This is a genomic window from Yersinia proxima, from assembly GCF_902170785.1.
Lineage (GTDB): Bacteria > Pseudomonadota > Gammaproteobacteria > Enterobacterales > Enterobacteriaceae > Yersinia > Yersinia proxima.
Genome location: NZ_CABHYG010000016.1, coordinates 76,868 through 102,265, shown reverse-complemented (window position 1 = coordinate 102,265; position 25,398 = coordinate 76,868). Strand labels below are relative to the sequence as shown.

The window sequence follows — 25,398 nt, the reverse complement described above, 5'->3', positions numbered from 1 at the left end:
GTCACGTCTGGCAGATTTAACTCGAAATAAAAAACGAGAAATATTCTTTTGAGAAAAAGACGTTTCCTACATCCTCCGGTGTTGACTTCCTATATATCTCATAACGGCTCTATGGTTTACTCAAAAGTACGGTGTTTCTGGGCTATCTTCATAATATTTAATAGCTTTTATTTCATCACAAACAGATGTGAGTTAACAATTCATAGAGTGCTGAAGCACTAGCGGGTGTGGCCAATATGATAAGCTGTATGATCGTTGATAATGACAAATATCAAACACTAGGTATGGTAACTATCGTAAAAAAGATATTTACATCTCTAGGATTCAAAAAAGAGATCAAATTCTATCGTAAAGCATTTTATTCTGCAGATATCATTTTTATAGGGGTTGATGAGTTCAGTTTCTTCGATGCTTTAAAACGGTTGGATAAAGCGCCTTCAGAAGCAGATGTTTTTTTGATTTGTGATGCTCGTTTGAATAGTTTCTTGCAGGGTATCCCAAGGTTCAACAATGTAACGATGATTTTCAGAGAAGACTGCGTCGATACTGTTACTAATAAGATTACGACTGTTTTCAAACGTAAACTTCGTGGGCTTAAAGATAATTTATCCGAGCGAAAATCCACGAGAGTTCTAAACTTGCCGTCATCTGAACGGCAGTATTTAACACCCAATGAAAATATCGTGTTGAAATTGTTTAATGAGGGTTTTTCCGGTGGCGATATCGCCAAGATTTTGAAAAAAAGTGAGAAGACAGTCAGTGGACAAAAACGGTCTGCCATGAAAAAACTGGGGGCTCGTACTGACGTTGAGTTAATTAAAATGTTTATGTTCAAATAGTTAATATAAATAATGGACTGAATTTTTGGTTGCTTTTTCCGTCAACATCAGAGAATGCCAAAGGGATTGTCTAGTGTTAGCAGGCAGGGATGCCAGCTTCAAAAAACTGGGAATATCGGACAGCCCCAACGCTATTTGGGGCTGTTTATAGAGGCGCGTTATTTTAGTCAAAGCAAATTGGGATTAAATACTCTTCAATTTAGCAATCGTACTGTCGATATCAACTTCATGTTCAGAGAATGTATATGTGACATTTTGGAATGTTGTAATTGATAACATTTTCAATGGCACTGTTTTTTCTGAGATATCCTCTTCCTGCGGTCGGATTTTATTCATCAGTAAATTGACTGACAGGATGGTATTGGCTTTATCGACTTCAGCCTGCGCAGGTACTTCTTTAGTAAAAGTATTGAAGGACTTAATGCTGGTAAGTTTAATTCGTTCATTGGCAATAAAAATGTATTTGCTCTCGATAGCCACTTTCACCGCAAATGCTGACAGCCCTTTGGTATTGGTTGTTGGTTCGAAGGTCACTTCCGCACCTTTTTTAATCATCTCGGGATTAGCAACTTTAATAACGTGAAAATAACGGTTATCTCCGTTCTCATCGGTGATAAAACCAAAACCTTTATCTTCAAAAAAAGTTGTTATTCTACCGTTCATCATGCATCTCGTATTAGCGTATCCAATGGACAAGTATAATACAGGTGAAATGCTTTCAGATACAGTCTGGCACTTTTTTAGGGCTAGTTAGGGTGAGTTGTAAAAGATAAAAATATGGATTTCTGTGCTAAAAATTGAGCATAAAAGGTAGGGTTTTCACTTTTTCTCTGTTTTTTGTGATCTCTGCCGTGGACAAAAAACAGTTCTATTGCTGTACTGTATTGGACACACATTTTGTGTCCAACATTCACGTAAAGGTAAGTTTGATGTCTAAGATTAAAGGTAGCGTAAAGTGGTTCAATGAAGCTAAAGGCTTTGGTTTCATTACCCCAGAAGATGGCAGCAAAGACGTTTTCGTTCATTTCTCAGCCATCGCTAGCAACGGTTTCAAAACTCTTGCTGAAGGCCAGCGTGTAGAATTTGAAATCACGAGCGGTGCCAAAGGGCCATCAGCTGCTAATGTTATCGCTATCTAAGTAGCCCATATCTCTTAAAACCCGCCTCATTGTTATCAGGCGGGTTTTTTATTTATCGTGTCAACAAGCATTGACGTGAGAGTGGGCTAAAAGAGATATGCCCTTAAAAAGGCAACGGTGATAACCAGGCAAAAAATAACTGCCAGCCATTCAGTTCCTGTTTTGGGTAAACTAAACATAGGATCTATCCAGCACATCAGTCACCCCATTGGCTAACTGTTCTCTGCTAAATAATTATCCGGTTCGTAGATTAAGAAAACATTAAGATGCAGTAAACAGTGGTGCTCTTTGATCCACGATTATTGAGCAGCAAAGTAATTAACCAATATGAAAGCCAGCATTGTCATGGCAAGTGAACCGGCCAGATTAAGTGCAACTGTGCCAGCAGCCCAAGCTAATTTCCCATCCTGAAGTAAATAGACAACTTCAACGGAGAAGGTTGAAAATGTCGTCAACCCACCACAAAAGCCGGTAGTAATGAGTAATTTCCAAACAGGATCAATGTGTGCAATTCGGGTGAACAGTGCTAATGTCAGGCCGATAATAAAAGCACCGACCAGGTTTACAATAAGTGTTCCCACCGGGATATTGGGGGAAAAATTGTTTAGCTTCATACTAACCAACCAACGGGCGACACTGCCCACACCACCACCAATAAATACTGCAAGCAATGTATTAAACATAAACACCTTTCTTTAAATATCACTACATCGGAATTTTGCCGTTATTTAACTTGCCAGTTCAATGCGGTTGCGGCCATTGTCTTTTGCCAAATATAGCGCTGAATCGGCGGCTTTTAACCATTGCTGATAGTTAATCATGTCATGACGGTAATCCGCGATACCGGCACTGACTCTGAGTTGCAATGTCGGTGCCTGAGTAAAAACTAAATCAGCCAACCGTTCCTGAATTCGCATTAATACTTCCCGCGTTTGTTCGGCAGTCGTATTAGGTAAAATAGCACCAAACTCATCTCCACCATAGCGGCCAACAATATCAATGGCTCGCAACCCCAGCAGTAACTCTTCCGCGAGAACAGTAATAGCTTCATCACCCACAGCGTGACCAAAGGTATCATTAATAGATTTAAAATTATCGATATCCAATAAAATTAACGTGGCACCATGTTGGTAGCGTCGACAACTATCAAATTGGTTATGGAGTTGATGCTCCCAATGCCTGCGGTTATACAGTCCTGTTAATCCATCTCTGACACTGATGCGTAATAACTCTTCTTTATTTTCAGCCAGACGTTTTGCGGTTCGATAGGTGACTAATCCAAGTAGGGAAGGGTAAATGATTATCATTGGTAGACAGGCATATACTTGAAACGGAGAGGTCTCAGGTTTAAAGGGTAAATTAAATATCCATGCAGTCAGTAAACTACAAGCTATTTGCAATGCCAGTCCTTTACAAAAAACGTTTTTTCCACCAGAAGCAATATTGTTCATACTCATCATTGAGAGAATAACGACGGATGGCAGAGCATTAAATGACATTATTGCAACCCAGACTCCCCCGAGTGCCGAGTCTATTTTCATGTTTATGATTTCTTGCTCAAACGGTTGTTCAGAGCGTGAGGCCAGCAGGTATGCAATATGTGGCCAGGCCAGTCCATTAAGGACGAGCATGAACCATAGCCATAATGAGGCATTTTGCGTGTAGAGCACGGAGCCTACACAAAACATACCAATACCTAAGCCAAATACTCGGGGTAAATAAGTCCTTTTAGCAAAACTTAACCCAGATCGACGGGTATTGATTCTACTAGAATAAGGCAATTGGCGGCTCCCTCGTTTTTTATGCTTTGGGGGGATGTTAACGGCAATGTCTCATCCGGAATGAGTCAAAATAAAGAAGAACAGACTCTTGAGTAAATCATAGTTCACTAACGAAATCTGTTACATATTACTCTTGTTTTAATCGGCAATTTATTCGTAAATAGCGCATGATCTAATGAACAGTGCTAATCAAGAAGGTGTATATGGAAGGTATCAGTATTACCAAATTGCTGGTAGTCGGCATATTAATTGTGTTGTTGTTTGGTACTAGCAAATTGCGCACGTTGGGTGCGGATTTAGGCGCGGCTCTGAAAGGCTTTAAAAAGGCGATGGGCAACGACGATACTCCTTCAGTCAACACGACTGCAGAGTCTAAATCAGCAACCGAAGTCAAGCCACCTATCGAACATAAAGACTGATTGTATTGGCAGGTAATAAAAACCGGGCTGATAAACAAAAAACGGATCTCCAATGGAAATCCGTTTTTGATTGTCTGCGATTTAAGGTGTAATAAAATATTTCAATCGAACCTGAACAACTATTCAGGCCCGATTGGCTTATTTGACTTCCAACCCTTTTGCTTGCAGGTCAGCATGGTAAGAGGAGCGAACAAATGGGCCGCAAGCCGCATGGGTAAAGCCCATCGCCATGGCTTCCGCTTTCATTTCATCAAACTCCGCTGGGCTAACATAGCGCTGCACAGGCAAATGGTGACGGCTAGGCTGTAAATATTGCCCCAGCGTCAGCATAGTGACGCCATGACGGCGTAAATCACGCATAACTTCCACGATTTCAGCATTGGTTTCACCCAAACCGACCATCAAACCAGATTTGGTAGGAATATCTGGATGGGCTTCTTTAAAACGCTCCAATAATTTAAGCGACCACTCATAGTTAGCCCCTGGGCGAACCTGGCGATATACCCGTGGAACGTTTTCCAGATTGTGGTTAAAGACATCAGGTGGTGTGACAGTCAAAATATCTAATGCTCTATCCATACGGCCACGGAAATCTGGCACTAATGTTTCGATTTTAATGGTTGGGTTTTTGGCTCGAATCGCTGAGATGCAATCTGCAAAGTGCTGGGCACCGCCATCACGTAAATCATCACGGTCAACCGAGGTGATAACCACATAGCGCAAGCCCATATCTTTGATGGTTTGCGCCAATTTCTCTGGCTCATTGGCATCCGGTGTCACTGGGCGGCCGTGGGCAACGTCGCAGAATGGGCAGCGGCGGGTGCAAATTGCGCCGAGGATCATAAAGGTCGCTGTACCGTGGTTAAAGCACTCCGACAGGTTGGGGCAGGAGGCCTCTTCGCAAACCGAGTGCAGACCATTTTTACGCATTGCTGCTTTAATACCCTGAATGCGGCTGGAGTCAGCAGGAAGTTTGATTTTCATCCATTCGGGTTTACGTAGCAGCTCTTGGCGTTCGGTAACCACGGTTTTAATCGGGATTAGCGCCATTTTATCTGCGTCGCGGTATTTGACGCCGCGTTCCATCTGAATCGGTTTACTCATAATCGTGCAGGTTCCAGTTCTGAATCTCTCAACTTGAGATTTTTAATTAAATTCAACGGGATGTGGCGTCGTTAAAAAAAATTTGAAAATTGTTTAAAAATTATATCATCTTTAGCCTGTCCCATTCAGCCCCCAATTTTGTAGGCGTTTGTAAATAGCGCCGTATTGAGTTGTTGTGGGAGCGTTATTCATACTTCACATTGCTTATTGCCGGGCTATTGAGCGTCTACCGATAAATAATCAGCCAATGACCACGACTGTTGCTCGGCATCGGGATAACCTAGCTGACGGGTAAATTCGCGCACCAGTATCGGTTGAACATCGGCCATAGTAGTACCCGCTTTCAGCGCGCTGACTTGCGTCATTTGCATGCCTGCGTAGCCACAGGGATTAATGCGCTGGAAGGGTTCCAGATCCATTGCAACATTTAATGCCAGACCATGGAATGAACAGCCCCTGCGAATGCGCAGACCTAATGAACAAATTTTCTCTTGATCCACATAAACACCGGGAGCATCCGGGCGAGCTTGTGATTCAATATCTAAATGGGCTAGCGTCTCAATCACGGTGTTTTCAATGGCGGTGACTAGCTGCCGCACACCTAATTTGGCCCGCTTGAGATCAATCATGATATACATGACTTGTTGGCCTGGGCCATGATAAGTGACCTGGCCCCCGCGGTCACTTTGGATAACCGGAATATCACCGGGCATCAGAACATGTTCGGCTTTTCCTGCCTGACCCTGAGTAAAGACGTGTTGATGTTCAACCAGCCAGATTTCATCCGCGCTGGCATCGGTGCGAAACTCAGTGAAATTATGCATGGCTTGAGATACGGGGGCATAGGGTTGTAGCCCTAGCTGACGTAAAATGATCTTGTGTTGTTGCAAGCGAGGCATCATCTGGTTACAGAAATGGTGGCGTCAGTATACCAGCCCAGCTGTGTCGAGGCACTATTTTGACGGATGAAAGCGATAATTTGGTCGTAAAGCATAAGGCCCGACAGCTGATTTAGCAGTGTGGGCCATCTATAGGTGGTCAATATTTAAACGGTATTACAGCACCATTCTGACCAATTCAAGATTACCTAATTCTTCATACAGCGTTTCCACTTGCTCGATATGGGTCGCAGTGATGGTAATGGAAACAGAGTGATAGTTGCCTTTGCTGCTCGGTTTTACCTGTGGGGTATAATCGCCCGGAGCATGGCGCTGTACCACTTCAACCACCTGGTTAACCAGTTGAGGTTCAGCAATGCCCATTACCTTGTAGGTAAAGGGACAAGGGAACTCAAGCAGTTCGTTCAGTTTAGTTTTCATGTGCGCTCCTGGGGTTTGACGGACAGATTGTTGTCGGACTGGTGTTAGAATAAAAACATCCGACTCTAAAATTATAACTCCCGCCGAGGCGGGAGTTTTACATTATTTATAATGTGGGGGCAGTCTGCTGTTTTTCAAGCCCAGCGATTAGCCGAACCAGCGGTGGAACATCAGTTTGATGTAGTCCACCATGCGGCTGAAGAAACCGCCTTCTTTAACTTCATTCATGACAACCAGTGGGCGTTGATCGATGGTTTTGCCATCCAACTGGAAGTTAATCATCCCGACAACCTGGTTTTTCGCCAGTGGAGCATGAATTTCTGGAGTATTCAGAACATAGCTGGCTTTCAAGTCTTTCATTCGGCCACGTGGAATAGTCAGGTAGACGTCTTTATCCACACCCAACTGCACTCGGTCACTGTCACCGAACCAAACTGGCTCTGAAGCAAACTCTTTACCGACTTTCAATGGTGCGACAGTTTCAAAGAAACGGAAGCCCCAGGTCAGTAGTTTTTTGCTTTCAGTTTCACGGCCTTTATAAGTGTGACCACCTAAAACGGCTGAAATCAAACGCATTTGCCCATCGGTAGCTGATGCCACCAGATTATAGCCGGCAGCTTCAGTATGGCCGGTTTTAATACCATCAACATTTAAGCTGGTATCCCACAGCAAACCATTACGGTTCATCTGGCGAATATTGTTGAAAGTGAATTCTTTCTCTTTGTAGATGGCATACTCATCTGGTACATCACGGATCAGCGCTTGACCAATAAGCGCCATATCGCGTGCAGAGCTGTACTGCCCTTCGGCATCTAAGCCGTGAACAGTTTTGAACTGGGTATTTTGCAGGCCCAGCGCTTTAACGTAGTTGTTCATCAGGTTTACGAATGAGTCCTGGCTGCCAGCAACGTAATCTGCCATAGCAACGCAAGCATCGTTACCCGATTGCAGGTTGATACCTCGGGTCAGTTTAGACACTGGCACACGGTCACCTGGCTTCAGGAACATCAACGAAGAGCCCTTGAACTCAGGATTGCCGGTCGCCCACGCATCTTTACCTACGGTAACCATATCTTCTGGCCCGATTTTACCTGCTTTGATGGCTTGCCCAATGACGTAGCTGGTCATCATTTTGGTCAGGCTGGCAGGATTGCGGCGTGCATCGGCATTCATTTCTGCTAATACTTTGCCGGAGTTGTAATCAATCAGAACGTAGGCTTCCGCGTCGATCTGTGGTACGCCAGGGATCATGGTTTTTAAGTTGACGTCATCAGCGTTTGCAGCAGATGCTGCGCTCATAACAATAACAGTGCCGAGCGCCAGGCTCTTGATAATACGAGAAGTAGTTACATATTTCATGATCAGGACAACAACATCCGTGGGTGTAAGTTAAAAAACGTGCCACATCATACCATAGCCTTCTGACTTGACGCTGCAGCCTTGCTACAACGCCAATTAATTTGGCTATAAACTCATGTGGCGCTTATGCATTCAACCGTAACATTCTGTTAGCACAGGGAGTTACGGTTATTTTTGTTTGGTTAGACTTAAATTGCTACAAGCTATGTATGTTTAAGGTGCCGCAACCACAAATGACTGCTGTTGAGCTTCGCTCGACAGACGCTGTTGCAGTTCAACTGCCTGTTGGCGGCTACTAAATGGCCCAAGCTGAACACGGTGGACACTGCCATTGGTAGCGACTTTCCCTGGTACACCAAAACGTTGACTCAGACTTTGCTGCCAGGTTTGGGCACGGCTTGCATCACTCAGTGCGCCCACTTGAACCACATAGCCACCAGATGAAGATGGGGCGGCAGCCGGTGCTGCTGCCACTGACGAGGTCACTGGGCCGGGGTTAGCGACTACCGGTGGTTGTACCGATTGTGAACTCAGCGCGGGTTCTGAACTTTCGAGCACTCCTGCGGGCACGGGGGTAGATGCGCGCAGGAAGCCACTGCTTTGTGGTGCAACCGGCTGGGTCGCATCGGCACCGGACAAATGACTGTTATCGATAGGGCGCACAGGCGCACTGACTGTCGGAGCATCCTGCTGAATCGGGGTGCCCATACCGCTGGAAGTGAGATCCGGGCGGCTTGGTAATGCGTAGCTTTGCTTCGCGATGGTGGTGCCAACCATACCAGGGCCAGATAATGAGCCATCAGGTGCTACATTGATGAAATCAATCTTCACCTTAGTATTATTCGAAATATTTAGGCGGTCAGCAGCAGCTTTGGATAAATCAATTACCCGGCCTGGAGTATAGGGGCCGCGGTCATTGACGCGCACCACAATCTGGCGACCATTGCTAATGTTAGTGACTCGCACATAGCTTGGGATGGGCAGAGTAGGGTGGGCTGCCGTCAATGCATTGGGATCAAAGATTTCGCCCGTTGCTGTCGAGTTGCCATTAGCCTCTTCACCGTACCATGCTGCCAGACCCACTTGACTGAAGTTTTGTGGGTCTTTAACGATGCTGTAAGACTGGCCATTCACTTTATAATCCTGATTAAAATTAGGATTGAAAGGTTCATAGCGTGGCTCTGCACCGCTTATTTCTACCACCGGGCCATTGTATGTCTGCTGCACTTGCTGCTGGGGTGCAGGAGATTGACTGGTACATGCTGATAGCAATACACCTGCGATGCCGATCCAAAGCCATTCCTTACGCATTGCTCACCTCTATAAATTCTTAGATAACATTTTTCGATGAGTATGTATCGACATCACGATACCAAACCCGGCCATCAATACTATCAGCGCCGAGCCTCCGTAGCTGACCAAAGGCAAAGGTACGCCAACCACAGGTAAAATTCCACTTACCATACCTATGTTAACAAACACATATACAAAGAGTATCAGCATTAGCCCGCCCACCATGACTCGGCCGAAGGTGGTTTGCGCATGAGCGGCAATCACCAAACCCCGCATAATCAGGCACAAATAGAGGGCTAATAGCACCAGCACACCGATTAAACCTAACTCTTCTGCCAGTACAGCAAAGATAAAATCTGTATGACGTTCTGGCAGGAATTCCAGCTGCGACTGAGTTCCGTGTAGCCAGCCTTTACCTGATAACCCACCGGAACCAATAGCAATTTTAGACTGAATAATATGATAGCCCGCACCGAGCGGATCACTTTCGGGGTCTAGCAGCATCATCACGCGGTCTCGCTGATAGCCATGCATCAGGAAGAACCAGAGAATAGGAATAAATGCGGCGACCAAAATGGCTGCAATGGCAATCAAACGCCAACTCATACCGGAAAGGAACAGAACAAATAATCCGGAAGCTGCGATCAGGATAGAGGTGCCCAGATCGGGTTGTGCGGCCACCAATAAGGTCGGCATAAAGATTAAAATCAGCGCGATACCGGTATTTTTCAATGACGGAGGGCAGACGTCGCGGTTCATAAAGCGTGCGACCATTAAGGGAACCGCAATTTTCGCAATTTCAGAGGGTTGGAAGCGAATAAAGCCCAAATCCAGCCAGCGCTGCGCCCCTTTACTGATTTGACCAAATGCATCAACCAAGACCAGTAAAATGACACAGACAAAATAGAGATAAGGTGCCCAGCTTTCATAGACGCGGGGCGGGATCTGCGCCATGACCAGCATCACAACCAGGCCCATCGCAATTTGACCGACTTTGCGTTCCATCATACCCATGTCTTGCCCACTGGCGCTCCACATCACGAAGGCGCTATAAGCCAGCAGCGCCAGTACGCAAAGCAGAAACGGCAGGTCAATGTGCATTTTGTACCACAAAGAGCCTTTTTGTTGATTATCAGTCATGAGTTACCTTAATCCGCTGCAACTAATCTGCTTTAGCTAGTCTGCTTCAACGCCCGGAGGCAGAGGAGCTGCATCCGGTAATTCAGTGTTGTTATCGCCTAATAAGATATGGTCGAGAATTTGACGGGTAATTGTCCCCACCGCAGGCCCGGCACCGCCATTTTCTAAAATCATAGCGACAGATACCGTCGGATTCTCGTAGGGGGCAAACGCAACCATTAACTTGTGGTCACGTAAGTGTTCGGCCACTTTGTGGGCATTATAGGTTTCATAGCTATACACCTGCGCAGTACCCGATTTGGCTGCGGCCTTATACGGCGTGCCTTCAAAGAACTTACGACCCGTTCCGTTCGGACGGTTGGCCACACCATACATGCCATCTTTGGCAATTTCCCAGTAGCCAGAATGAATATCACCAATCTGAGTATTGTCTTCCTGTTTATAAGGCACTAAAACGCCATCAATCCGAGTGCTTTGCAGCAAATGAGGGGTTTTAACTGCACCATCATTGATCAGGGTCATCAGGGCTTTTGCCATCTGAATAGGTGTGGCAGTCCAATAGCCCTGACCGATACCTACGGGGATAGTATCCCCTTGATACCAAGGTTTTTTATGGCGCTTCTGTTTCCATTCACGGGTTGGCATCAGGCCAGCCCGCTCTTCAGATAGGTCGATACCGGTGTATTCACCGTAACCGAATTTGCTCATCCATGAGGATAAACGGTCAATCCCCATGTCATAAGCCACCTGATAGAAGAAGGTGTCGGCCGACTCTTCCAACGCTTTGGTGACATTTAACCGGCCATGACCCCATTTCTTCCAGTCGCGAAAACGTTTTTCCGAACCGGGCAATTGCCACCAACCAGGATCAAACAGGCTGGTGTTTTTGGTAATAACACCGGCGCTGAGAGCCGAAACCGCAATATAGGGTTTTACTGTCGAGGCGGGCGGATATACCCCTTGAGTGGCGCGGTTGATCAATGGGCGGTTCGGGTCGTTCAATAACCCTTGATAATCTTTACTGGAGATACCATCGACAAACAAGTTCGGGTCATAGCTTGGGTTTGATACCAAGGCCAATATGCCACCGGTGCGCGGATCAGTGACTACCACGGCCGCACGGCTACCACTTAACAATTGCTCAATATAGGTTTGCAGGTGCAAATCAAGTGTCAGATAAATGTCTTTACCGGCTTGCGGTGGTTGCTCATGTAATTGGCGGATCACCCGGCCACGGTTATTGACTTCAACTTCTTCATAACCGGTTTTGCCGTGTAATACTGATTCATAATAGCGCTCAATACCCAGCTTGCCGATATCGTGGGTGGCGGCATAGTTCGCGAGAATGCCTTCTTTATCCAGTCGTTCAACGTCTTTGTCGTTAATCTTGGAAACATAACCGATAACGTGGGTCAGCGCTGAGCCATAAGGGTAGAAGCGGCGTTGGTAGCCTTTGACCTCAATGCCAGGGAAGCGGAATTGATTAACCGCGAAACGAGCGACCTGCACTTCGGTAAGCGGTGTTTTAACCGCAATAGACGTAAAACGACGTGAGCGCTTACGCTCTTTTTCAAAGTTGGCGATATCCTCATCCGTCAGATCCACTATTGGGCGTAGTGCATTGAGGGTCGCGGGGAGATCTTCAATTTTTTCCGGCATCAGTTCTAACTGATAAATCGTCCGGTTCATTGCCAGCGGGGTGCCGTTACGGTCAAATATCATGCCGCGGCTAGGGGCGATAGGAACCAGCTTAATGCGGTTTTCATTGGAACGGGTGCGATAGTCTTCAAAACGGACTATCTGCAAATTGTACATGTTTGCGACCAATATCCCGCTTAGCAGCAGGATACCGAGGAAAGCCACAAGGGCACGGCGGACAAACAAGGCTGACTCAGCCGAATAGTCGCGAAAAGGATTAGGTTCTTTTTTCATCCCACTGCTATTTCATTTTGCCCAAAACCAGCGTCTTACTCAGAGCCATCACTTTACTCAGGTTCATCGCCCGCTTATTCCCGATGATAAGGGTGGTTGGTCGTAATACTCCAGGCACGATAGAGGCTTTCAGCCACTAAAACGCGCACTAAAGGGTGAGGTAGCGTCAACGGAGAGAGCGACCAGCTCTGCTCTGCGGCGGCTTTACAGGCCGGAGCTAACCCCTCAGGCCCGCCAATCAGCAGACTGACATCACGGCCATCCTGCTTCCAGCGTTCTAATTGCTGAGCTAACTGCGGGGTCTCCCAGGGAGTGCCTGGGATATCCAGCGTGACAATGCGGTTGTTTTTGCCAACCGCTGCCAGCATCAGCTCGCCTTCTTTTTCCAAAATGCGTTTGATATCCGCATTTTTGCCCCGTTTACCTGCAGGTATTTCTACCAGTTCGAAGGGCATATCTTTGGGAAAGCGGCGCAGGTAATCGATAAAACCTGTCTGCACCCAGTCTGGCATTTTGGTGCCGACGGCTACCAGTTGCAGTTTCACCGCTTAACTCCAGAGTTTTTCCAATTCATACATACGGCGACTTTCTTCTTGCATCACATGCACAATCACTTCGCCTAAATCGACCACGACCCAGTCAGAGACACCCTGACCTTCGATACCCAAAGGTATCATGCCTGCCGCACGGGATTCCTGAACCAGGTTATCTGCCAGTGCCATCACGTGGCGAGTGGAGGTGCCGGTACAAATAATCATGTAATCAGTGATGCTGGACTTACCCTGAACATCCAGAGTGATGATGTCCTGGCCTTTCAAATCATCGAGCTTGTCGATGACAAATTCTTGGAGCGCTTTACCTTGCAAAGGTTCCCCCTCGGGTGATTTCTGTCTATACCCTTCGTCCTTGAAGTTGCCGGGGTGTTAGCTGCACTTTCTCACCCGAATCACTTACTCATGTAAGCTCGTCGGGATTCGTGCGCTGGCTGCCTACCTGCAACGTCAAGTTCTTTGGGTATTAACGTTCTTCCGTATTGTTTGCAGGAGATCCCGCGAACAGTTATCGGTATGAACAGTTAGAATGTAACGGTTTTTCAGCGAATACCTGAAATTTAGCGGCGGAGTATAACATGGGTCAATGCATCGCGATATAAACCCTCAGCCACGATATAAACCTTGTAACTCAATATATCGCTGTACCGCACGTGGCAGCAGGTCATCGCAACTCTCGCCGTTATGACGCCGATGGCGAATATCAGTGGCAGAAATGTTCAGTAAAGGCGTATCTGCCAGATAGATTGCACCATGCGGGCGCAGGCTCAGTGCCTGTGGATCAAAAACGCGATGAGCATCAAGCCATTGCTGTAGCTCTGGTGTTTCCAGTGTTTGCGCATAGCCTGGGCGAGCGCACACTAACAAATGACACACATCTAACAATGACTGCCAGCGATGCCATTTATGCAGCGATAATAATGAATCTTGCCCAATAATAAACGCTAAGGGGCGTTCAGCACCACGTTCTTTACGAAGTGATTCCAAGGTATCAATGGTGAATGATGGGGTATCACGCAATAACTCTCGTGAATCAACACTGAACAATGGGTTGCCGGCCACGGCCAGTTCGACCATTTTTAGCCGCTGCTGTGCATTGGCCTCAGGTTGAGGGCGATGAGGTGGCACATGATTAGGTAGCAAAATAATGTGTTGCAAACCCACTTGTTGAGCCAATGCTTCAACAGGCTTTAAATGGCCATAATGAATGGGATCAAAAGTACCGCCGAACAGGGCATACAGGCTGCGAGTCGGGGATTTATTGGGCATCAAAAAAACTCTCAGGTAAAATTTTTCCACACATCAGCATAGATAGTGTTTCTAACTCCGGCCAGATTGACTGACCGTAATCCTGCTTCAGGCGAACTTCCATCTGTGTGAGTAAACGCACGGCTTGTTGCAGTTGTGGCATGGAAAGGCGTTGTAGTGCTTGAGTCATCATCGGGCGGCGATTTTGCCATACTTTAAATTGATCGAATAATGTTCGCAGTGGCACCTGCTCCATCCGGCGTTTTAGTGTTAGCAGTTGCAATAACTCGCGCTGAAGTGTGCGTAGCAAAATAACCGGTTCACTGTCTTCCTGCTGTAATTGTTGCAGGATATGCCAGGCACGTTTACTTTTCCCCGCCAGCAAAGCATCAAGCCAGTGGTAAGGAGTGAAGTGTGCGGCATCGTTAACAGCTTGCTCTACTCTGGGAAGTGTTAATTTACCGTCCGGATAGAGTAATGATAGGCGTTCCAATGCCTGTGATAACGCCAGCAGGTTGCCCTCATAGCAGTAGCAAAGTAGCTGAACGGCGGCATCATCAATATCTAAATTCAGGCTTTTGGCGCGCGCGATTACCCAACGAGGGAGCTGCGTCTGTTCTGGTGTCTGACAACTGACGAACACCGCATTTGGGCTGAGAGCTTTAAACCATGCACTGTTTTCTTGCGCTTTAGTCAACTTATTGGTGCGTAATATCAGCAATATATCTGGGTGCAAAAGGCCGGATAATTTGACCAATTGTTCATTCATCGGGGCGGTTAACCCGCTGTCAGGGAAGCTCAACTGTAATATTTGGCGGCTGGCAAATAAACTCAGTGCCTGACAAAGGCTAAAGATATTGTCCCATTCAGTGTGAGCATCCAGTGTGAAACTGAAATGCTCGCTGAAATCATGCGTTGCTGCCACACGGCGAATATGGTCCTGGCTTTCCTGTAATAATAAGGGTTCGTTACCACACAACAGATAACAAGCGCGCAGCCCCTCATGGAGCTGCGCGACAAGTTGTTCAGGATAAACTCGGATCATTGGGCAGAGGCGCTGGCGGCAGGTTTGCCAATATTAATTTCTTCAACATCAGCCATTTTAGCAGCACCGGTGGCAGTCTGACTGCCAGTGAGTGCATCGCCATTTTCCTGCGCGTTCTTTATTTCCGCGGCATGTACCACCAACAACTTACGCACTAACTGTTGCGCCGCCTGGTCACGCATTTCCTGGCGCAGCACTTCGGCTTCAGCTTCTTTCGCCAGTGCGGTTAACGGGTTATCGAAGAAGGTACGGAAGACATTCACCCGAATTGGATAAATATCATGCCCTGGAATCAATACTTGCGCCTGAACGTGTAATACCAACTGATACTCGGCTGTCACACCGTTGCGGAAGATCGACACGGTATCCTGACTCTGGGATGAACCAATAATCCGCAGTGTTGGCAAGTCTTTGCGCATCGGATCATCAACAATAGTGACGTTACTTAAACGCAATTGTTGGCGTATCGCACGGGTTAACGGGCCATAAGGATCGCTACTTTCCAGCAACAGTTTTTGCAGCTCAGGTGGTACTTGAGTGGTGCCGCGCAGATTAAAGCCACAGCCAGCGGTGACCAGCACCGCCAACCCCAGCAACAGCATCAGAATACGATGTCGCACAACTCCTCCTTGTCTTAACCTACAACCAGGTTAAGCAGTTTGCCAGGGACATAGATGACTTTACGTACGGTAACCCCATCCAGGTATTTAGCCACCAAGTGTTCCTGACCAGCACGTTCACGCACTTGCTGTTCAGTGGCATCGGCTGGCACAGTAATGCGGCCACGCACTTTACCATTAACCTGTACGACCACTAATTTAGAGTCTTCAACCATCGCTTGTTCATCAGCGATTGGCCATGGTGCGGTATCAATATCACCCTCGCCACCCAGAGCTTGCCACAAGCTAAAGCAAACGTGAGGGGTGAATGGATAAAGCATACGAACCACTGCCAATAATGCTTCTTGCAGCAGAGCACGGTCTTGCTCAGTTTCCTGAGGTGCGCGACCCAGTTTGTTCATCAACTCCATCACCGCAGCAATCGCAGTATTGAAAGTTTGACGGCGGCCCACGTCATCAGTGACTTTGGCAATAGTTTTATGCAGGTCGCGGCGTAAGGATTTCTGCTCTTCCGTCAGGCTGGCAACATCCAGTGGCGCTGTTGGCCCTTTGGCAGTGTGATCATAGGCCAGACGCCACACGCGTTTCAGGAAGCGGTTAGCCCCTTCAACACCTGATTCCTGCCATTCCAACGTCATTTCTGCCGGTGAAGCAAACATCATAAATAGGCGCACGGTATCTGCACCGTACTTTTCTACCATGACTTGCGGGTCGATACCGTTATTTTTAGATTTCGACATCTTGCTCATGCCAGCGTAAACCAGTTCATGGCCTTCGGCATCAGTCGCTTTAACAATACGACCTTTATCATCACGTTCAACAATGGCATCAACCGGTGAAACCCAGATACGTTCACCATTGGAACCGGTGTAGTAGAAAGCATCTGCCAGAACCATCCCCTGACACAACAGGCGCTTGGCTGGCTCATCGGAGTCAACTAAACCTGCGTCACGCAGTAACTTGTGGAAGAAACGGAAATACATCAGGTGCATGATGGCATGTTCGATACCACCGACATATTGATCGACCGGCAGCCAATAGTTGGCGGCGGCTGGATCCAGCATGCCTTTATCAAATTGTGGGCAGGTGTAGCGCGCGTAATACCATGATGATTCCATAAAGGTATCAAAGGTATCGGTCTCACGCAGGCCCGGCACGCCATTAACCGTAGTCTTTGCCCACTCAGGGTCGGCCTTTATTGGGCTGGTAATACCATCCATCACCACATCTTCCGGCAGAATAACCGGCAGTTGATCTTCAGGTGTTGGTACGACGGTGCCGTCTTCCAGGGTCACCATCGGGATTGGCGCACCCCAATAACGCTGACGGGAAACACCCCAATCACGCAGGCGATAGTTGACTTTGCGCTGACCCACGCCGAGGGCGACCAGTTTGTCGGCAACAGCATTGAAGCCATCTTCATAATTCAGACCATCAAACTCACCTGAGTTGAACAGTATGCCTTTCTCGGTCATGGCTTCCTGACTCAAGTCTGGCTCACTGCCATCAGCGGCCAAAATAACCGGTTTGATTGGCAAATTATATTTAGTCGCAAATTCCCAGTCGCGGGCATCGTGGCCCGGAACCGCCATTACCGCACCGGTGCCGTAATCCATCAAGACAAAGTTAGCCGCCCAGATAGGTAATTTTTCACCTGTCAGTGGATGGATGGCGTACAGGCCGGTGGCCATGCCTTTTTTCTCCATGGTGGCCATTTCAGCTTCGGCAACCTTGGTGTTACGACATTCAGCGACAAAATCAGCCAGTGCAGAGTTAGTCGCTGCGGCTTGTAATGACAGCGGGTGACCAGCAGCAACAGCTACGTAAGTCACACCCATAAAGGTATCCGGGCGCGTGGTGTAAACGGAGAGCTTCTCTTCGCTATCCGCGACGTTGAAAACGATATCAACCCCTTCAGAGCGGCCAATCCAGTTACGTTGCATCGTCTTGACTTGTTCTGGCCAGCTTTCCAGCGTGTCCAGGTCATTAAGCAATTGATCAGCGTAATCAGTAATTTTAATAAACCACTGTGGGATTTCTTTACGTTCAACTTTGGTATCACAACGCCAGCAGCAGCCGTCGATAACCTGCTCGTTAGCCAAAACGGTCAGATCGTGTGGACACCAGTTAACCGCAGAGGTCTTTTTGTAGACCATGCCTTTTTCATACAATTTGGTGAAGAACCACTGTTCCCAACGATAGTAATCGGGGTCACAGGTGGTAATCTCGCGATCCCAATCGTAGCCGAAGCCCAGTAACTTTAACTGGTTCTTCATGTATTCGATGTTGTCGTAAGTCCAGGGGGCCGGAGCGGTGTTGTTTTTTACCGCAGCACCTTCAGCTGGCAGACCAAATGCATCCCAGCCGATAGGCTGTAGCACGTTTTTGCCCAGCATGCGCTGGTAACGGGAGATAACATCACCAATGGTGTAGTTACGAACGTGCCCCATATGTAGGCGTCCTGACGGATACGGCAGCATGGATAGGCAGTAATATTTTTCTTTGCTGGTATCTTCAGTGACTTTAAAAGTTTGCTTCTCTTGCCAGTGAAGCTGTACTTGCGTTTCGATATCTTCTGGGCGGTATTGCTCTTGCATGGCGGCCGGTGGTCCTATAGTGAAAAACAGCTACGCCTGTAGCATCATCTGTTTCATATCATAAAGAGAGATCCGCATAGCATAGCTGATAAGCGGCTGCAGCAACAACACTCTGCATCCTACAGGAGGCTTTTTCTGCGCGATGAATGGCAGAAATCATCAAAGCAAAGCAGGAACAACCTGATGATGACGTGACTTCAGTCATTTACGACTAAAATAATTAACGTTAGCTTTAATATCAGAGAAAGTATGAGCAGATAACAAAGACGGGTAATTCAAGAAGATGAAAAACCCTATTTTCTTTGTCACAACTTTGGCGTTATCACAATTTGCTTTATCACAACCGTGGATCGAGGAGACTGTATGAACAAGGTAGCTCAATATTATCGTGAGTTGGTGGCATCACTGACGGAACGCTTGAAAAATGGTGAACGTGATATCGATAAGCTGGTGGACAGCGCCGAACAGCGGTTGGATGCTGTAGAAGAGTTGTCCCGTAGTGAAGTTGAGCAAATCATTCAGGCGGTGCGGCGTGATCTTGAAGAGTTTGCTCGTAGTTATGAAGAAAGTAAGGATGAATTCACTGATAGCGTATTTATGCGTGTTATCAAAGAAAGTTTGTGGCAAGAGTTGGCTGATATCACCGACAAAACACAATTAGAGTGGCGTGAGGTGTTTAAAGATGTCAGTCATCATGGGGTTTATCACAGTGGGGAGGTAGTTGGGTTGGGTAATCTGGTCTGTGAAAAATGCCACTATCATTTAGCTTTCTATACCCCTGAAGTGCTGCCAGTCTGCCCAAAATGCGGTCATGACCAGTTTACGCGCCGGCCATTCCAGCCTTGATAGCGGGTGGTATATATACACCTCCCCCACTAATGTGGGGGAGGTGTAGTCATTAATGCAGGATTTTCGCCAGGAAGTCTTTAGCGCGATCAGATTTAGGATTATTAAAGAAATCATCTTTGTTGCTGTCTTCGACGATTTTCCCTTCATCCATAAAAATAACGCGATTAGCCACTTTACGAGCGAAGCCCATTTCGTGGGTGACGACCATCATGGTCATGCCTTCCAGCGCCAGTTTGACCATAACATCCAACACTTCGTTGATCATTTCAGGGTCAAGGGCCGAAGTCGGTTCGTCAAACAGCATAGCGATAGGGTCCATACAAAGCGCGCGGGCAATCGCGACACGCTGCTGCTGGCCGCCAGATAACTGCGAGGGAAATTTATCCGCGTGGGTGGAAAGACCGACACGTTCTAACAGTTTAAGCCCTTTCTCACGTGCTTCCGCTTTGTCGCGTTTGAGTACTTTGACTTGCGCCAGTGTCAGGTTTTCAATAATAGACAGGTGTGGGAATAATTCAAAATGCTGGAATACCATGCCGACTTTAGAGCGTAATTGCGCCAGATTGGTGCCTTTATCATTCACACCAATACCATTGACTGTAATGCTGCCTTTCTGGATAGGTTCCAGTCCATTAACCGTTTTAATTAAGGTTGATTTGCCTGAGCCGGAAGGGCCGCAGACCACCACGACCTCACCTTTTTTAACTTCGGTAGTGCAGTCAGCCAGCACCTGAAAGTGGCCGTACCACTTAGAAACATTTTTCAGGGAAATCATCAAACAGTCCTTTTCTTCAAATAGTTGACCAGCATCGACGCGGAGAAACTGATAACGAAATACACCAAACCGGCAAACAGCACCATTTCGACCTGAGTACCGTCCCGCTCACCAATGGTGGTCGCGGTGCGGAAGAAATCGGCCAGACTAAGGACATACACCAATGATGTATCCTGAAATAACACGATCCCTTGAGTTAACAGTAATGGCACCATGGCGCGGAAAGCCTGCGGCAGGATAACCAATCTCATTGACTGCCCTTGGGTCATGCCCAATGCCAGGGCCGCAGAGGATTGCCCACGAGAGATGCTTTGGATACCGGCACGGATAATTTCTGAGTAATAAGCCGCTTCAAATAATGAAAAGGCTACCATGGCAGAGATTAAGCGAATATCAGTTTTTGGTGATAAGCCCAGCACATTTTGTAATAAGCTCGGCACGACCAGATAAAACCACAACAGCACCATGACCAACGGAATAGAGCGGAACACGTTGACATAGGCGGTAGCGAACCAGCTGATAGCTTTAACCGGCGACAGGCGCATCACCGCCAGAACTGTGCCCCACACTATCCCGAACACAATGGCGATGAGGGTTATTTTGGCGGTAACCGCCAAACCTTGCAGCAAGTATGGCAAGCTGGGTGCGATGGAACTCCAATCAAATTCGTACATTATTTACTCCCCAGATTGCCGGGTAACTGCACTTTCTTTTCAACTATTCGCATCAACAGCATGATCACGGCATTGATCAGTACATAACCAAGGGTGATGGCGGTGAATGACTCATAGGCGTGAGCTGAGTAATCCAGCAATTTACCCGCCTGCGCAGCCATATCTACCAGCCCGATGGTGGAAGCAATTGCTGAGTTTTTAACCAGGTTAAGCATTTCTGAAGTCATCGGGGGAATAATTACCCGATAAGCATTAGGTAATAAAACATAGCGATAAGTCTGTGGCAGGGTTAATCCCATCGCCAGACCGGCCGCTTTTTGGCCTCGAGGTAGGGATTGGATCCCAGCTCGAACCTGCTCACAAACACGGGCGGCGGTGAATAAGCCAAGACACATCATTGATGAGAGGAAGAACTGTATATTCGGATCCAATTCGCTTTTGAACCACATGCCAAGATCGGCTGGCAATAATTCAGGGACCACCAAATACCAGGTAAAGAATTGCACAATCAGCGGCACATTACGGAATAGCTCTACGTAACAGGCCCCAATACTGGATAAAATGCGGTTGGGGACTGTTCTTAAAATCCCAAATAAAGAACCGACGAAGAAAGCGATAACCCAGGCGCATAATGATAATGCGACGGTGACCTGAAAGCCGGACCAGATCCAGCCAAGATAGGTGGTATTACCGAAAGGGGCCGGTTGCAGAAAAATGCCCCAGTTCCAGTCTATTGACATAAAAAACTCCCTTAAAAGGATGGATAAGCCATCCTGATGACTGATGATTCAATGCGTTGCGGCCTCCCGAGAGTGAGAAAAAAATGCGGAGTGGGGAACGGCCACCCCGCATCCTGTCTTTACCCTGCATCTTTCAAATTGCAGATGTGTTGGCTACCCTCGTTCACCTGAATCACTTATTTGCATAAGCTCATCAGGATTCTCTTGCTTGCCGCCTTCCTGCACTCTGAAATCTATTGGGTATCCCATCGGTTCATCATCAATCTGTAGGGCTAGCAGAGCTGGCCCTGATTATTATTGTTAGTTCAATGCTTTATCGTTAGGGGCTTTGAACAGCACCTTCATCTCATCAGACAGTGAGAAATTCAGGTTAAGATTTTTCGGTGGAATTGGGTTTTTGAACCAACGGTCAAAGGACTTTTCAGCCACACCAGAGGTTTGTGCAGTTGCGATGGTTTCATCCAACAGAGCTTTAAAGGCTGGATCGTTTTTACGCAGCATGCAGCCGTAGGCTTCCTGAGATTGTGGCGTACCGACGATATCCCACTGATCAGGTTTCTTGGCTTTAGCACGTTCGCCTGCCAGCAAGGCATCATCCATCATAAAGGCGACGGCGCGGCCACTTTCCAGAGTGCGGAAAGAGTCGCCGTGGTCTTTAGCGCTGATGATACGCATGTCCATTTTGTCTTTTTCATTCAATTTATTAAGCAGTACTTCAGAGGTGGTTCCGGAGGTAACGACCACTGGTTTTCCTGCCAAGTCTTTGAAATCTTTAACTTCAGAGCCTTTTTTGGTTAACAGACGCGTACCGACAACAAAAATGGTGTTAGAGAACGCGGCTTGTTGCTGACGTTCCAGGTTGTTGGTGGTAGAACCACACTCGAAATCAAAGGTCCCGTTTTGCAGCAATGGAATACGGTTCTGCGAAGTGATGGGGATCAGTTTTACCTGGAGGTCTGGGGCATTGAGTTTTTTCTTGATCGCATCGACGATCAGATTGGAATAATCTTGTGAATAACCCACGACTTTCTGTTGGTTATCGTAGTAAGAGAATGGGACGGAAGATTCACGGTGACCGACCACGATAACGCCGTTATCTTTGATCTTCTTCAAAGTGTCAACAGAAGCATCTGCTTTTGCTGCATCTTCTGCATGGGCTACGCCACTTGCCATCCCAGCTAACAGTAGCGCTAACGCCAATTTACGCATATGCATGGTCCAACTCCTTTGCGGTTGTTTTTTGCCTAATGTTTTCTGACTCGATGTTGTGATACTTAAAATGTAGTCATGTGACAAACGTGAAATGCCAAAAACTGTCTTATTTTGCTGTGCTTGCGTAACCACAGATATTTGTTGGTTAACAGGCTATTTTCATTGTTACTTGTATCAGATTATCTTTAAAAAATAGCTAATTGTTATGTAAATGATGAATAAATGTTTGTTTTTTGAGACGCAAATCGCACCAAAGAGAGGCAATAAAACAGTAGCGCACTATGGCGGTGCGTGATGTGCCCCATAAATGTGCATACTAATAATGGTAATTCCCTCATTTGAAACATACGGTGCCTATTCATCGGGGCCATTCCCTTTGATCACTTAATACAAAGCAGATATTGGTGGATAGCTAACACTATTTGATTAGAAACAATGCAAGGTCTGTGCCAGTCGAGGAAAAACAGGGGGGTAAATAGCCCTGTTTATCAGGGCTATGAAATAGTATTCGGAGGAGGAGGGTTAATTAATCAGTTGCCGAAGATGGCATACTATCGATTAGTTTAACTATTGGTCATTTTTATAGCAGATTAACTTAACTGGTGATTATTAATTGCCAGATGAGCTTTAAAAACTTCCAGTGCCGTTGGCACACTTTCTTTGCCGGCATGTTTCTCTGGGTTCCACAGGTCGGCAAAGGTAATTGCGCGGCCACAGTGTATAAACACCTCATCAACTTCAATCACTAACACACTCCGGGCCGGTTGACCGTTTTGGCTAAAACGTTCGCACAGTTCAGGGTCGACGGAAATTTTTGCCCGGCCATTAACCCGAAAACCTTCAGTCCAGCCAGGGATCAGGAACAAGATGCCGACAAAGGGGTTATGCAACAGATTGCGGATACCATCCAGACGGTTATTGCCTGGCCGGTCTGGCAGCATCAGTGTTTTACTATCCTGCACATGAATAAAACCCGGTTCGCCACCTTTGGGTGAGCAGTCGATTCCGTTAGCACCCAACGTACCCAACACCGCAAATGGCGCGGCGGCAATCAGCTTTTTGGCATAATCATCAATGTGATCTATTTGTTTCTTCAACACATTCTTATTAGGCGCGGCGTAATGCTCGCTTAATTGCGCTTCAGTCGTGAGGATAAATTCAGGTTTCAGTGACATAAAGATGCTCAAGTTACGGGGTTATTTTTATCAGCTCGACATTGCTTGTCAGAGCGACAACGGGCGGCACGGTATAGCGTCAATGCTCCCAGTATTAGTGTGATAATCCACATTGGCCAAGAACCAAACCGGGCATAAGGGGTAATACCGGTAGTCGGTGTGACCTTAACTTCCAGCACTTGCTGAGTAAATTGTGGAATTTGCGCCAGGACTTCACCGCTTGGGCCAACTGCCGCCGTTATACCATTATTGGTACTGCGCAACAGAGGACGACCCAATTCAAGCGCGCGCATACGTGCCATCTGAAAATGCTGCCATGGCCCGATAGAGTGACCAAACCATGCATCGTTGGATACCGTCAGCAAGAAGTTGGTATCAGGATTGAAGTTGTCCCGAACCTGTTGGCCCAGGACGATTTCATAGCAAATAGCGGCTGTTAGGTTAAATCCAGCCACATTAAGCTGTGGTTGCACATAGTCGCCCCGACTGAAAGATGACATCGGTAAATCAAAGAACGGTGCCAGTGGGCGCAGCAGTGTCTCCAGCGGCACAAACTCACCAAAAGGAACCAGGTGATGTTTGCTGTAGCGGTTGCGAGTCGGGTATTGGTATGGTTCTTTATCCCCCAATACGATAATGCTGTTGAAGAAGTGGTATCCCTTACCTTCTGGGCGACGCTGTGCATCAACAATACCGGTAATCAGGCTGCTGTGGTTTGCCCGCATCAGGCCATCAACCATCGTCAGGAAGGTAGTTTGATCGGTTTCAATATCTGGGATCGCGGATTCCGGCCAAATGATAATGGGAGCTTTGCCCATAAATGGGCGCGTTTCATCAAGATAAATCTGTAATGTTTTGAGCAGGACTTTGGGGTCCCATTTCATTGACTGAGCAATGTTACCCTGCACCATAGCGATATTAACTGCGCGTTCTGGCTCTGGTGTGAACCAATGCAACTGGCGCAGCGGCCAGGGTAACAATAACATTGCTATTGCAACTATTGCTGCCGTGATACGGCGTTGATAGCAGGCGTAAACCAGTAATCCACTGATGGACATCAGCATAAAGGTGATGCCATCGACACCGAGAATAGGCGCAATACCACGCAGGGGGCCGTTTATTTGGCTGTAGCCGAATTGCAGCCATGGGAAGCCAGTTAATACCCAGCCGCGCAAGAACTCAGTTAACTGCCATACCACAGGCGCCGCAATAGCCAGTCGCCACCAGGTTGTTTTAGGGCATACGCGGGCTAATAAACCGGCAAATAGCATGGTGTAAAGTGAGAGATATGCCGCCAGTAGCACCACCAGGAAAATATTGATGGCCGTTGGCATGCCGCCGAATTCGGAGATGCTGACATAGACCCAGTTAATACCAGTGCCAAACAGCCCCATACCCCAACAAAAGCCGATAAAAGCGGCTTGTTTAGTGGTGCGATTCAATGTCAGGCTGAGTAAGCCGAACAGCGAAACAATGGCCGCAGGCCAACTATCAAATGGGGAATAAGCCAGCGTACCGCAGGCGCCAAAAAATAGCGCCAGTAGGGCGCGAACCCACTGGCGTTGAAGGTATGAAGCGATAGACATC

26 protein-coding genes are annotated in these 25,398 nt (G+C 47.2%); 4 read left to right on the top strand and 22 right to left on the bottom strand.

What is annotated here, in order from left to right; genetic code table 11:
• Positions 1 to 248: 248 nt before the first annotated feature.
• The gene (locus FTB31_RS14235) at positions 249 to 839 is read left to right on the top strand and encodes a helix-turn-helix transcriptional regulator (protein ID WP_050077648.1); all 591 of its coding nucleotides are present in this window, start codon (positions 249 to 251) and stop codon (positions 837 to 839) included.
• Between the two features lie 183 nt (positions 840 to 1,022).
• Here the strand turns inward: FTB31_RS14235 and FTB31_RS14230 are convergent, their stop codons facing one another.
• Positions 1,023 to 1,502 carry a cold-shock protein gene (locus FTB31_RS14230; protein WP_077293636.1) on the bottom strand — a complete coding sequence of 160 codons (480 nt, stop codon included), beginning with the start codon at positions 1,500 to 1,502 and terminating at the stop codon, positions 1,023 to 1,025.
• A gap of 266 nt (positions 1,503 to 1,768) precedes the next feature.
• Between FTB31_RS14230 and cspE the strand changes: the two genes are divergently transcribed.
• Entirely contained in the window at positions 1,769 to 1,978 is a 210-nt protein-coding gene (gene cspE, locus FTB31_RS14225; RefSeq protein ID WP_004716300.1) for a transcription antiterminator/RNA stability regulator CspE, read from the top strand.
• A 299-nt stretch (positions 1,979 to 2,277) separates the two neighbouring features.
• On the opposite strand, the gene crcB is transcribed toward cspE, so the two are convergent.
• Both crcB and FTB31_RS14215 read right to left on the bottom strand, forming a co-directional pair.
• Positions 2,278 to 2,661, bottom strand: a complete 384-nt coding sequence (gene crcB, locus FTB31_RS14220; protein ID WP_227731496.1) for a fluoride efflux transporter CrcB — start codon at positions 2,659 to 2,661, stop codon at positions 2,278 to 2,280.
• Positions 2,662 to 2,706: 45 nt separating this feature from the next.
• Entirely contained in the window at positions 2,707 to 3,759 is a 1,053-nt protein-coding gene (locus FTB31_RS14215) for a diguanylate cyclase (RefSeq protein ID WP_227731495.1), read from the bottom strand.
• A 203-nt stretch (positions 3,760 to 3,962) separates the two neighbouring features.
• Here FTB31_RS14215 and tatA point away from each other — a divergent pair, with 203 nt between their 5' ends.
• Positions 3,963 to 4,178, top strand: coding sequence for a Sec-independent protein translocase subunit TatA (gene tatA, locus FTB31_RS14210; protein ID WP_227721725.1), 216 nt, complete (start codon positions 3,963 to 3,965; stop codon positions 4,176 to 4,178).
• A gap of 138 nt (positions 4,179 to 4,316) precedes the next feature.
• On the opposite strand, the gene lipA is transcribed toward tatA, so the two are convergent.
• The 13 genes from lipA to leuS form a co-directional block, all read right to left on the bottom strand.
• The gene (gene lipA / locus FTB31_RS14205; protein ID WP_004712243.1) at positions 4,317 to 5,282 is read right to left on the bottom strand and encodes a lipoyl synthase; all 966 of its coding nucleotides are present in this window, start codon (positions 5,280 to 5,282) and stop codon (positions 4,317 to 4,319) included.
• Positions 5,283 to 5,497: 215 nt separating this feature from the next.
• Complete coding sequence (gene lipB / locus FTB31_RS14200) at positions 5,498 to 6,184, bottom strand: lipoyl(octanoyl) transferase LipB (protein ID WP_227731494.1); 687 nt, start codon at positions 6,182 to 6,184, stop codon at positions 5,498 to 5,500.
• Positions 6,185 to 6,337: 153 nt separating this feature from the next.
• Complete coding sequence (gene ybeD, locus FTB31_RS14195) at positions 6,338 to 6,601, bottom strand: DUF493 family protein YbeD (protein ID WP_050077656.1); 264 nt, start codon at positions 6,599 to 6,601, stop codon at positions 6,338 to 6,340.
• A gap of 147 nt (positions 6,602 to 6,748) precedes the next feature.
• Positions 6,749 to 7,960, bottom strand: a complete 1,212-nt coding sequence (dacA, locus tag FTB31_RS14190; protein WP_050077657.1) for a D-alanyl-D-alanine carboxypeptidase DacA — start codon at positions 7,958 to 7,960, stop codon at positions 6,749 to 6,751.
• Between the two features lie 213 nt (positions 7,961 to 8,173).
• Positions 8,174 to 9,271 carry an endolytic peptidoglycan transglycosylase RlpA gene (gene rlpA, locus FTB31_RS14185; RefSeq protein WP_050077658.1) on the bottom strand — a complete coding sequence of 366 codons (1,098 nt, stop codon included), beginning with the start codon at positions 9,269 to 9,271 and terminating at the stop codon, positions 8,174 to 8,176.
• A 9-nt stretch (positions 9,272 to 9,280) separates the two neighbouring features.
• Complete coding sequence (gene mrdB / locus FTB31_RS14180) at positions 9,281 to 10,393, bottom strand: peptidoglycan glycosyltransferase MrdB (RefSeq protein WP_011816839.1); 1,113 nt, start codon at positions 10,391 to 10,393, stop codon at positions 9,281 to 9,283.
• 36 nt (positions 10,394 to 10,429) lie between these two features.
• Positions 10,430 to 12,325 carry a peptidoglycan DD-transpeptidase MrdA gene (mrdA, locus tag FTB31_RS14175; RefSeq protein ID WP_050077659.1) on the bottom strand — a complete coding sequence of 632 codons (1,896 nt, stop codon included), beginning with the start codon at positions 12,323 to 12,325 and terminating at the stop codon, positions 10,430 to 10,432.
• 74 nt (positions 12,326 to 12,399) lie between these two features.
• Entirely contained in the window at positions 12,400 to 12,870 is a 471-nt protein-coding gene (gene rlmH, locus FTB31_RS14170) for a 23S rRNA (pseudouridine(1915)-N(3))-methyltransferase RlmH (RefSeq protein WP_004390602.1), read from the bottom strand.
• A gap of 3 nt (positions 12,871 to 12,873) precedes the next feature.
• Positions 12,874 to 13,191: a ribosome silencing factor gene (gene rsfS / locus FTB31_RS14165; protein ID WP_050077660.1), complete on the bottom strand. Its 318-nt coding sequence runs from the start codon at positions 13,189 to 13,191 to the stop codon at positions 12,874 to 12,876.
• Positions 13,192 to 13,482: 291 nt separating this feature from the next.
• Positions 13,483 to 14,145, bottom strand: a complete 663-nt coding sequence (gene nadD, locus FTB31_RS14160; RefSeq protein ID WP_227729016.1) for a nicotinate-nucleotide adenylyltransferase — start codon at positions 14,143 to 14,145, stop codon at positions 13,483 to 13,485.
• The gene (holA, locus tag FTB31_RS14155) at positions 14,135 to 15,169 is read right to left on the bottom strand and encodes a DNA polymerase III subunit delta (protein ID WP_227729017.1); all 1,035 of its coding nucleotides are present in this window, start codon (positions 15,167 to 15,169) and stop codon (positions 14,135 to 14,137) included. Before holA ends, nadD begins: the two co-directional genes overlap by 11 nt.
• A complete protein-coding gene (gene lptE / locus FTB31_RS14150) occupies positions 15,166 to 15,789 on the bottom strand; it encodes an LPS assembly lipoprotein LptE (protein ID WP_227720323.1) in 624 nt (207 codons plus the stop codon). Before lptE ends, holA begins: the two co-directional genes overlap by 4 nt.
• 14 nt (positions 15,790 to 15,803) lie before the next feature.
• The gene (gene leuS, locus FTB31_RS14145; RefSeq protein ID WP_227731493.1) at positions 15,804 to 18,386 is read right to left on the bottom strand and encodes a leucine--tRNA ligase; all 2,583 of its coding nucleotides are present in this window, start codon (positions 18,384 to 18,386) and stop codon (positions 15,804 to 15,806) included.
• Between the two features lie 363 nt (positions 18,387 to 18,749).
• On the opposite strand from leuS, the gene FTB31_RS14140 reads away from it, so the two are divergent.
• The gene (locus tag FTB31_RS14140; RefSeq protein ID WP_005158404.1) at positions 18,750 to 19,232 is read left to right on the top strand and encodes a zinc ribbon-containing protein; all 483 of its coding nucleotides are present in this window, start codon (positions 18,750 to 18,752) and stop codon (positions 19,230 to 19,232) included.
• 52 nt (positions 19,233 to 19,284) lie between these two features.
• On the opposite strand, the gene FTB31_RS14135 is transcribed toward FTB31_RS14140, so the two are convergent.
• The 6 genes from FTB31_RS14135 to lnt form a co-directional block, all read right to left on the bottom strand.
• On the bottom strand, positions 19,285 to 20,010 hold the full coding sequence (locus FTB31_RS14135) for an amino acid ABC transporter ATP-binding protein (RefSeq protein WP_050077731.1): 726 nt from the start codon (positions 20,008 to 20,010) through the stop codon (positions 19,285 to 19,287).
• A complete protein-coding gene (gene gltK, locus FTB31_RS14130; RefSeq protein ID WP_005167916.1) occupies positions 20,010 to 20,684 on the bottom strand; it encodes a glutamate/aspartate ABC transporter permease GltK in 675 nt (224 codons plus the stop codon). The genes FTB31_RS14135 and gltK overlap by 1 nt, the downstream gene beginning before the upstream one ends.
• Entirely contained in the window at positions 20,684 to 21,424 is a 741-nt protein-coding gene (locus tag FTB31_RS14125; protein WP_005158409.1) for an amino acid ABC transporter permease, read from the bottom strand. The genes gltK and FTB31_RS14125 overlap by 1 nt, the downstream gene beginning before the upstream one ends.
• A gap of 300 nt (positions 21,425 to 21,724) precedes the next feature.
• Positions 21,725 to 22,639: an amino acid ABC transporter substrate-binding protein gene (locus FTB31_RS14120; RefSeq protein ID WP_077174360.1), complete on the bottom strand. Its 915-nt coding sequence runs from the start codon at positions 22,637 to 22,639 to the stop codon at positions 21,725 to 21,727.
• Between the two features lie 587 nt (positions 22,640 to 23,226).
• Positions 23,227 to 23,811, bottom strand: a complete 585-nt coding sequence (locus FTB31_RS14115) for an MSMEG_1061 family FMN-dependent PPOX-type flavoprotein (protein WP_077174359.1) — start codon at positions 23,809 to 23,811, stop codon at positions 23,227 to 23,229.
• Between the two features lie 8 nt (positions 23,812 to 23,819).
• Positions 23,820 to 25,397 carry an apolipoprotein N-acyltransferase gene (lnt, locus tag FTB31_RS14110; RefSeq protein ID WP_050077735.1) on the bottom strand — a complete coding sequence of 526 codons (1,578 nt, stop codon included), beginning with the start codon at positions 25,395 to 25,397 and terminating at the stop codon, positions 23,820 to 23,822.
• Position 25,398: the final 1 nt, after the last annotated feature.

What these genes read in the sequence shown, in the direction of transcription:
- mrdA (WP_050077659.1), bottom strand. Translation starts at nt 12,325, where the DNA reads ATGAAAAAAGAACCTAATCCTTTTCGCGACTATTCGGCTGAGTCAGCC.
- leuS (WP_227731493.1), bottom strand. Translation starts at nt 18,386, where the DNA reads ATGCAAGAGCAATACCGCCCAGAAGATATCGAAACGCAAGTACAGCTT.
- rlpA (WP_050077658.1), bottom strand. Translation starts at nt 9,271, where the DNA reads ATGCGTAAGGAATGGCTTTGGATCGGCATCGCAGGTGTATTGCTATCA.
- cspE (WP_004716300.1), top strand. Translation starts at nt 1,769, where the DNA reads ATGTCTAAGATTAAAGGTAGCGTAAAGTGGTTCAATGAAGCTAAAGGC.
- gltK (WP_005167916.1), bottom strand. Translation starts at nt 20,684, where the DNA reads ATGTACGAATTTGATTGGAGTTCCATCGCACCCAGCTTGCCATACTTG.
- tatA (WP_227721725.1), top strand. Translation starts at nt 3,963, where the DNA reads ATGGAAGGTATCAGTATTACCAAATTGCTGGTAGTCGGCATATTAATT.
- dacA (WP_050077657.1), bottom strand. Translation starts at nt 7,960, where the DNA reads ATGAAATATGTAACTACTTCTCGTATTATCAAGAGCCTGGCGCTCGGC.
- FTB31_RS14230 (WP_077293636.1), bottom strand. Translation starts at nt 1,502, where the DNA reads ATGAACGGTAGAATAACAACTTTTTTTGAAGATAAAGGTTTTGGTTTT.
- FTB31_RS14125 (WP_005158409.1), bottom strand. Translation starts at nt 21,424, where the DNA reads ATGTCAATAGACTGGAACTGGGGCATTTTTCTGCAACCGGCCCCTTTC.
- lipA (WP_004712243.1), bottom strand. Translation starts at nt 5,282, where the DNA reads ATGAGTAAACCGATTCAGATGGAACGCGGCGTCAAATACCGCGACGCA.
- mrdB (WP_011816839.1), bottom strand. Translation starts at nt 10,393, where the DNA reads ATGACTGATAATCAACAAAAAGGCTCTTTGTGGTACAAAATGCACATT.
- crcB (WP_227731496.1), bottom strand. Translation starts at nt 2,661, where the DNA reads ATGTTTAATACATTGCTTGCAGTATTTATTGGTGGTGGTGTGGGCAGT.
- nadD (WP_227729016.1), bottom strand. Translation starts at nt 14,145, where the DNA reads ATGCCCAATAAATCCCCGACTCGCAGCCTGTATGCCCTGTTCGGCGGT.
- lnt (WP_050077735.1), bottom strand. Translation starts at nt 25,397, where the DNA reads ATGTCTATCGCTTCATACCTTCAACGCCAGTGGGTTCGCGCCCTACTG.
- lipB (WP_227731494.1), bottom strand. Translation starts at nt 6,184, where the DNA reads ATGATGCCTCGCTTGCAACAACACAAGATCATTTTACGTCAGCTAGGG.
- FTB31_RS14115 (WP_077174359.1), bottom strand. Translation starts at nt 23,811, where the DNA reads ATGTCACTGAAACCTGAATTTATCCTCACGACTGAAGCGCAATTAAGC.
- ybeD (WP_050077656.1), bottom strand. Translation starts at nt 6,601, where the DNA reads ATGAAAACTAAACTGAACGAACTGCTTGAGTTCCCTTGTCCCTTTACC.
- FTB31_RS14140 (WP_005158404.1), top strand. Translation starts at nt 18,750, where the DNA reads ATGAACAAGGTAGCTCAATATTATCGTGAGTTGGTGGCATCACTGACG.
- holA (WP_227729017.1), bottom strand. Translation starts at nt 15,169, where the DNA reads ATGATCCGAGTTTATCCTGAACAACTTGTCGCGCAGCTCCATGAGGGG.
- FTB31_RS14235 (WP_050077648.1), top strand. Translation starts at nt 249, where the DNA reads ATGATCGTTGATAATGACAAATATCAAACACTAGGTATGGTAACTATC.
- FTB31_RS14135 (WP_050077731.1), bottom strand. Translation starts at nt 20,010, where the DNA reads ATGATTTCCCTGAAAAATGTTTCTAAGTGGTACGGCCACTTTCAGGTG.
- FTB31_RS14120 (WP_077174360.1), bottom strand. Translation starts at nt 22,639, where the DNA reads ATGCATATGCGTAAATTGGCGTTAGCGCTACTGTTAGCTGGGATGGCA.